4 protein-coding genes are annotated in these 8,832 nt (G+C 42.6%); 2 read left to right on the plus strand and 2 right to left on the minus strand.

Annotated features, from left to right (window positions below):
* The first annotated feature begins 392 nt into the window (after nt 1-392).
* Nucleotides 393-3,539: an MFS transporter gene (locus H6G76_RS10865; RefSeq protein ID WP_190699632.1), complete on the plus strand. Its 3,147-nt coding sequence runs from the start codon at nt 393-395 to the stop codon at nt 3,537-3,539.
* A 166-nt stretch (nt 3,540-3,705) separates the two neighbouring features.
* On the opposite strand, the gene H6G76_RS10870 is transcribed toward H6G76_RS10865, so the two are convergent.
* Both H6G76_RS10870 and H6G76_RS10875 read right to left on the minus strand, forming a co-directional pair.
* Entirely contained in the window at nt 3,706-4,359 is a 654-nt protein-coding gene (locus H6G76_RS10870; RefSeq protein WP_190699635.1) for a tetratricopeptide repeat protein, read from the minus strand.
* A gap of 269 nt (nt 4,360-4,628) precedes the next feature.
* A complete protein-coding gene (locus H6G76_RS10875; protein WP_190699638.1) occupies nt 4,629-7,577 on the minus strand; it encodes a PAS domain-containing protein in 2,949 nt (982 codons plus the stop codon).
* A 454-nt stretch (nt 7,578-8,031) separates the two neighbouring features.
* On the opposite strand from H6G76_RS10875, the gene H6G76_RS10880 reads away from it, so the two are divergent.
* Nucleotides 8,032-8,505, plus strand: a complete 474-nt coding sequence (locus tag H6G76_RS10880) for a hypothetical protein (RefSeq protein ID WP_190699640.1) — start codon at nt 8,032-8,034, stop codon at nt 8,503-8,505.
* The last annotated feature ends 327 nt before the right edge of the window (nt 8,506-8,832 follow it).

Raw genomic sequence — 8,832 nt, forward strand, 5'->3', positions numbered from 1 at the left:
AACATATCCACCTTCAGAGGGTGATAAAAACAGTATTTGTAAATAAATGTAAATTGCTATTAGCTAAATTAAGATTAAGCTAGGATTAAATCATAGAAATTAAGCTAGTTTTATTAAATAGGAATTAAGCTCCAATATTTCCGTAAAAAGGGGCATTTCGCTTCTTTAAGGCAATAAATATCCTAAGAATTAAATCTCGCGGCTAATCAAACTTCTACCCGACGCTAGATATATTGTTCAAACTTCAGGTGGATGCTGAAATCGTCTAAATTCCTGGATTCTGAGATCTACAAGAGTTAGGTATGGCGATAGTTACAGAAATAAATTGCATATTTGCGCTCACACGATTCTTAAATCCCTCCAAAGTTAAACTTTAAAAGAAGGAAATACAAATGATTCAAAGTACGGGAATTATGTTGGGACTCTACAAACCATTATTATGGGTAGCACAAACTTCTGTAGATCCCTCAAACGTTACGCCAGCGCAGGCATCGGTTCTGACATCCGGGCCACGCTTTTTTGTCGCCTTAATCTCCGGCGTGATTTTGGCTTTTGCTTTTCAACTAGTGCTAACAAACCTCTCTGTTGCAGCTGGTATCTCCTACCTAGGGCATTCATCTGATTCAGATTCCAGTTCAAGTAGTGGAGAAGGTGGCAGTTTTGGCGGAACAATTCGCAAAATTGGCACGGCTGTAGGTATTTGGACATTAGTCACCGTTACGATCGCCTTATTAATCGCCAGTTTCTTAGCAGTAAAATTAAGCTTAGTCATTTTTGATCCCAAACTAGGAGCCATTCTCGGCTTAGTAATTTGGGGCGCATATTTCTTATTACTAGTTTGGGTAAGTTCCACTACCGTAGGTTCCTTAGTCGGTTCAGTGGTGAACACTGCCACCTCCGGTTTTCAAGCCATTATGGGAACTGCTACCGCCGCCCTTGGTGCTAAAGCCGTAAATAACCAAGTCGTAGCCACCGCCGAAGCCGCCGCCGCCGCTGTACGCCGAGAATTAGGTAGTGCGATTGATCCCATCAGCATTCGGGAGAATATCGAAGATTACCTAGACAAGCTGCGTCCCCCCGAATTGGATGTATCGAGAATCAAGAGTGAATTTCAATCCTTACTCAACGATCCTCAATTAAAAGCGATAACTTCGTTAAGCTACGCTAACGCAGGTAGCCCTGATTTACGCAACATTAACCGCCAAAAATTTATTGATTTAGTTAGCAGTCGTACTGACCTTTCTAAACGCGAAGTCAACCGTATAGCTGATACACTATACAACGTTTGGCAGCAGGTAGTAGGGCAACACTCTGGCCAAGACCGCATCGGCGAATTAGTTGACTATCTCAAATCTCTACCACCAGGACAAACTAAAACCGACGAACTGAACGCCAAATTAGAACAGCTAATCGCTGAAACCCGTGCTTCTAAAGAAGCTGATCAGAAAGCCGCACCTGGGACAGTTCAGAGTACACTCCAACAAGGAATAACTGCCCTGACTGGCATTGTGATGGGACGCACTGACTTGTCAGATATCGATGTCGAAAAAATTCTGCGATCGCTGACTTCTGCTAAAGATAAAGTTACAGAACAAGCAGATAAATTAGGGCTTCCCACACCATCCCAACCTTACAGCCCAATTCGTGCTGATATCGAGAACTATCTACATAACACCTTTGCTTGGCAACTCAGCCAAGAAAGAATCGCGCAAGAATTCCGCGATGTTATTTATGACCCGGCTGCCGATCCTGGCATTATTAGAAGAGAATTAGAACGCATTTCTCGCAACGATTTTGCCAATATTCTGCAACAAAGAGGATTACTTACTCAAGCGGAAATTGGGCGGATTGCAGATCAGCTAGAAGCTGTGCGTCAATCAGTATTAGTCACCGTCACAGCTGAAGAAGAAAGAGACATCGCCCAAGATTTGCAACGACGAGTAGACACTTATCTTTTGGTGACACCCAAATCAGAGTTGAGTGCTGAAGGGATTGAACGAGATTTCCATGCTTTATTGGCAGACTCAGATGCAGATTATGAAACATTGACCCGACGAGTAGCAATAGTTGACCGTCAGGAAATGCGGAAAATCTTGCTAGAACGCAACGATATTCAAGTTTACGAAGTAGAACCGATTCTAGATGAGTTAGAAAAACAACGCGATCGCGTTTTAGTTGAAGCGCAAGGCATTGCAGAACAGGCAAAATATCAAGCAGAAACCCTGTGGTTGAATGTCGAATCATATCTGCGTAACACCGGTAAAGCTGAGTTAAACCCTGATGCCATTCGCGCCGATCTCAAGCGATTACTAGAAGATCCCCAAGCTGGGATGAGTGCAATTCGCGCCAGATTGTCTCGCTTTGACCGCGACACCTTAGTGCAGTTGTTGAGTCAACGCCAAGACTTGAGCGAAGACCAAGTTAATAACATTCTTCATACTGTGGAAGATTCTTGGCACAGTGTTCGCCACGCACCGCAAGCAGTAGCAGACAAAGCCAAAGAACAATATGATTCTGTGACAACTGCAATCACCGAGTATCTGCGGAACACTGGTAAAGACGAACTTAACCCAGAAGGTATTCAACGGGATTTGAATCGCTTGTTTGAAAACCCCAAAGAAGGCGCAGTAGCCCTGCGTCGGCGGTTATCGCAACTAGACAGAGATACTTTAGTGAAGTTGCTGAGTCAGCGTCAAGACTTGAGTGAAGCACAAGTCAACGAAGTAATTGACTCTATGCAAACATCCATCCGGAATATTGTGCGTGCGCCACGCCGTCTGGCAACCCGGACACAGCAAAGAATGGATACATTCAAAGCTTATCTGGAAGAATATTTGCGGCAAACTGGCAAAGAAGAACTCAACCCCGAAGGTATTAAACGTGACTTGCAATTATTGTTGCACGATCCACGGGTAGGGGTAGAAAGTTTGAGCGATCGCTTGTCTCATTTTGACCGTTCGACAATCATTGCCTTGCTGAAGATTCGGGAAGATATGACCGATGAAGAAGCAGCCAGAATTGCCGATAATATGATTTCCGTCCGCGATCAATTCGTCGAGCAAGTGCGGAGTATCCAACGGCGAATACAGGATGTAGTTGACGGAGTTTTTGCCCGCATCCGCAACTATCTCAACTCATTAGATCGCCCAGAACTCAACTATGACGGCGTTAAGCGTGATGTCAGACAGTTATTTGAAGATCCACAAGCTGGATTTGAATCGTTACGCGATCGCTTATCTTCCTTCAACCGCGATACTCTAGTTGCAATCATGAGTTCGCGTGAAGATATCTCTGAGGAAGATGCCAACCGCATCATCGAGCAAATCGAACGCGCGCGTAACACAGTATTGCAACGTGCAGAACGCTTACAAAACGAAGCGCAACGCCGCCTCGAAGAAGTCAAGCATCAAGCCCAAAAGCAAGCCGAAGAAACCCGCAAAGCCGCAGCCTCCGCCGCTTGGTGGTTATTTGCGACAGCCATCGTTTCCGCAATTTTCGCCGCATTAGGTGGAGCGATCGCTGTTACTCCCTTAGGCTAACAAGCTGTCTCCGCTAAAGTTTTAGCCTCCCCTAGGGGAGGCTTTTTTATGTAATTAGAGAACAGGGAACGGGGAACAGGCAACAGTATTTTTTGTAGGTTGGGTGTAACGAAGTGAAACCCAACCTACTAACTATTGCCTATTGCCTATTGCCTATTGCCTTTGATCAAGAAACACTAGGATCATCGGCAGTTCTAATCTGCTTCAACATCTGTTCGACTTGGTATGCTTTATCATTTCTACTTTCAGTTTTAAATATAGTTAAAGCTTTTTCTAAAGAAGCTACAGCCTCATCTCGTTTATTAATTTGCCATAGTGCTTGCCCTAAATTTGTCATGGCTTCGGCATAATCAGGATTAATTTCTAAAGCTTTGCGATATTCAGTAATTGCTTCATTCCATCGGTCTTGAGTCGCGTAAACCACACCGATCGCATTGTAAGCTAAAGCATATTTTGGCTTGAGACGAATCGCTTCTTGGTAAGATTTTATTGCCGCTTCTGGCTGTTTTTGCCGTAAAAGTACATTACCGAGTTGAAAATGTCCAAAAGCATCTTCAGGATATTTTTTAATTAACTGCCGTAAACTGGTTTCTGCACCTTTGAAATCTCTTTGATTGTATAAGGCATTGGCTTGTTGTACTAACTGCGATCGCTCTTGACTATCGTTGTCGGCAAACTGTGCCAGTTTTTGTGGGATTTTTTTTGTAATTTGTGCAGGTGAATGCAAAGCAACTGTCGTTGGTACTGCTAACGCTAATGGTGATGTCCCAATTGTTGCGATTAAGCTCAACATTATGCTACTAACAGGTTGAACTTTCATTGCCTTCAATTCCTCACTAATGTCCTGATCCTCATCATAGATTGAAGGGTGAAGGATGAAGTATGAAGTCAGAAGTCAGAAGTATGAAATAAAGTCACCTTTATATAAAATTCGGATGTGATGTAATAATTCACAGTGTCCAGATTGCTTACTTCTCAAAGAAATCGGGGATTTTGTTTCTCATGAATGATTTTTGATTAGCGATCGCTCTCCAAGTTTGAGAATATGTCATACCATTTTAGATTTGAGATTTGGTCTAAACTGCTCTGTTAGGTGTTTAATAGCTTAGTTGTTAGACTTGCTACTACTTTCACCAACTCGCTTGGCTCAACTGGCTTAGATAGATGCCTTTGAAATCCAGAACTTAGTGCTTGTTGGCGTTCTTCATCCTTAGCATAGGCTGTCAGTGCTGCGGCTGGAATTTGTCCGCCACTATGAGGAGGAAGATCGCGAATTTTTCGGATCAAAGAATAACCATCCTCTAATGGCATCCCGATATCGCTCAACAACACATCTGGTTGCCATTGTCTAACTACTTCTAACGCCTCGGCTGCTGAGGCTACTGCTTTGACAATTGCACCGTTGGCTGACAATACCATCGCTTGATAATCTCGTGTATCGGCCTCGTCGTCTACAACTAGTACCTTTAATCCCACTAATGTCGGTAAACTAGCAAAGGTATCGCTACTGTTGAATGATACTCCGCCGTCGGGAACTCTCGCAGAGAAAAGCACAGGCGTTTCGCTTGGTAAGTTGACTATGAATGTTGCACCTTGTTCTTTACCTGGACTTTCTACACAAACTGTACCGCTATGCAGTTTGACAATATGACTGACAATTGCTAAACCTAGCCCCAAACCGCCGTAAGCCCTGGTAGTTGTAGCATCAGCTTGGCGGAAACGTTCAAAAACAAAAGGCAGAAATTCCGGTTCTATGCCGATACCTGTATCGCTGACGGTAACTTGCACATTTGAATTAACTCTATCCAACCGTACTTGAATACGTCCGCCTGTATGTGTAAACTTAACCGCATTCGACAATAAATTCCAGATCACTTGCTGTAACCGCCCTGAGTCACCTCTAACTGTGCCGACAGTGGGATCTACCAAAGATTGCAGTTGAATTTGCTTGGCATCAGCCGCCGGACGAACCGATTCAATTGCTGCTTGTACAATCGCCGCAATTTGCAGAGATTGCATATTTAACTTCAGCTTGCCTGTAATAATCCGCGATACATCCAGTAAATCCTCAATTAGCTGTGTTTGCAGCCTAGCATTACGTTCAATTGTTTCGACAGCTGTGGCTTTGGTAGCATCATTAATAGAATTTTTCCGCAAGATGGTAGACCAACCGAGGATGGCATTGAGGGGCGATCGCAATTCATGAGAGACAATGGCTAAAAACTCGTCTTTCATCCGGTTGGCTTGCTGCAACTGCTCGGTTTGTCGTTGCAAAGAAGCCATAAGTTCAGAGCGATGTATAGCGATCGCAATTTGGTCGCAAATTGTTTGTAGCAAGGCGATTTCTTCTGTCGTCAAGCTGCAACGGTTGCGGCTGCCAAAAGATAGCGTACCTTTCACTTGACCTTGCACTCGCAATGGCTGACAAGAATAAGTTTGGATGCCAATTGAACGGATGAACTCGGTGTTCGGATCTGTAGCTTGTTGAATATTAGCGATTGCCTGTTGACAGCCTTTTGATGCCACAGTACCGCATACTAGTTGACCCAATTCCAACCACTCAATTTGTTTAGCAAGTTCTTCAGAAATGCCGCTATAAGATGCCAAGCGTAGCATCTGTTTTTCTTCATCGACTAAATAGTTGAAGTAAACATCTAACCCTAGTGGCTGAAGTTTGGCAAACAAATTGTTAATTAATGCTAGTGGTTGTTCGCTCGATAGGAGTTCGCTAGTTGTTTCTGATAGCAGTTGCAGCCTTTGGGTACGCTCAGATAGTGCTTCTGTACGCTCTCGTAATGTCTTTTCTGTGCGCTTAATCTCGGTGATATCCGATACAGCAATTCCAATTCCCAGTATTTCTCCATCTTTGGCATAAACCGGATAGTAGTTTGCCAAGGCGTGTTGCTCACCGCGATCGCCTGCTTTTGTTTCACCAGTAATTTCTAAATTTTTAATCGGCTCTCCAGTTTCCAGCACTTGGCACATTAACGCTTCTACTTGATCTGCAAACTCTGGCAGATATTCTTTCATCCTCCGACCGATGCTTTGTTCTAAAGCCACGCCATTGATTCCCGCAATATATTCATTCATGCGTAAGCAGCGCAATTCTCTATCAAAAAAAGCTAAACCAACAGGCGCGCTATTTAGCAATGTATCCAGTAGTGCTAAGGATTCGTCTGCTTGTTTTCGCGCGGCTTGTTCACGAGCAAGGATTTCAGCCTTTTCTGCTTCTACCCGTTTGCGTTCGCGCAGCGCAGCTTGCTGTTCGCTAATGTCTCGTGAAATGCCGAGTAAACCTAGTGTATTTCCGTCCTCGTCCCGATATGGGATTTTTGTGGTGAGATATGTTCTAGTAATGTTATCAGCCGTGACAGTTTCTTCATAAGTCAAAGAAGCACCTGAACTGAGAATTTGGCGATCATTGGCGATAATTTTCAGGGCGGAATCAGGTGCAACTAATTTTGTATCGTCTTTACCAATAATTTCTGCTACTGGTTTGCCAATAAAATTAGCTCCAGCAGAGTTAATTAATAAATATTGACTTTGAATATCTTTTACAAAAACAGCATCAGTAATGCCTTCAAGCACAGAATTAACAAGAAAGTGGCTGGTGCGTAATTCTTCTGCCATTTTACGTTCTGTCATGTCTCGCGTCACTTTCGCAAAACCTTGCAGATTGCCATCATTGTCTCGCAAGGCTGTAATTATGACATTTGCCCAAAAACGTGAGCCATCTTTACGCAACCGCCAACCTTCATCTTCGACTCGACCGCAATTTTGGGCGACTTTTAGTTCCTGTTGGGGTTTACCTTGTTCAATATCTTCTGGTGGATAAAAACACGAAAAATGTTGACCAATAATTTCTTCTGAGTGATAGCCCTTGATGCGTTCGGCTCCAATGTTCCAACTAACAATGTATCCATCAGGATTGAGCATAAAAATTGCATAATCCTGTACACTTTCCACTAATAAACGAAAGCTTTCTTCACTTTGTTGTAAAGATTCTTGAAGATTTTTAGTTAAATGTAATGAGGTCATATTTACTAGAGTTTTCCTAAAGTTTTTAGTTTTTAAAAGTTTTATTAAATAAAAAATAGCGTTAGAGGTTCTTGCCCAACACCCTGTTTTAGTTGGCTACTCCTAACAGTCACTCGTAAACCTGAAAATTTATATCAAGCAAAATTTTCTAATCTATAAATAACATCTGCTGCTATCTAGTATCAATAGGACACAAACTTTAAGAAAAAACTAGCCATATTTCTCTTGAGAAACCGCCGAGATTTATTGTATTTATTGCCTATAAACAAGTAGATATGTTTTGTTAATTTTGAATTTATATCCTAGTTAGTTAGAGACTACTGGAATATAGCAACAAAACTTTAGAGATTCTTATTGATGTTAAGTTACTCTTGTTTCTCACCAATGATTTTTGATTAGCGATCGCCCTCCAACTTTGGGAATACTGAGATTAACAGTATACTTTGTAGTAAATATGGCAGAAAACCGTATCAGTGCCAAACTCTCCGCCGCAGATAAAGATGCAGTTATGCAGGCTATAGCTACTATCCGCGAGAAGTTACCGTTTTTAATTGATTTGACCACCGAAGACCGCCGCACGATAGTCAAAATGGGCGATAAAAGCCGCGCCTTTGTCAGCAAAGCTTTAGAAGTAGCCACACAAAACCCCAACTTTTTACCCCGTGCATTTGATATTGAAGAAATGCGACACGATTTAGCACTGTATGAAGCCTTATATCCAGTGCTGTTGTCTTTGACGCAACTGCAAGAATTAGTAGATGATACTTGTATGGCATCTGGTAGTGAAGCTTATGCAGCAGCATTAGCAGTTTATAACTATGCCAAAGCTAGTGGTGATGTCGCTGGTTTAGATAGCGTGATTGATGAAATGGGACGCAGGTTTACCCGCCGTTCTAAGAAAAAGAAAACTGAAGTTGTGGCTGGGTAAAGTTTAGGATAGGCGATCGTACCAATAATTAATACGGGGACACAAAAATTTTGTGTCCTTATTTTTTATTTTTCTCAGAAAATTTTTACCCGTGTAGGTGCAAGTTGCGATCGTCAAGACATTTTTGAAACGTGAGTTAAACAGATTGAAAAACCCCTCTCCAAACCTCTCTCCTCTACGGTGTACACACAAGTCAAATTACCCCCCTTAATCCCCCCTTGGAAAGGCAGGACTGTTTCATTTTAAAAAGGAAAAAAGTAATTTAATATCATGGGCGCAATTTCGGATTGCTCTGGTTAGAGAATCAAAACCATTGTGACGCAGGAG

The organism is Nostoc sp. FACHB-152, from assembly GCF_014697475.1.
Classification (GTDB): domain Bacteria; phylum Cyanobacteriota; class Cyanobacteriia; order Cyanobacteriales; family Nostocaceae; genus Nostoc_B.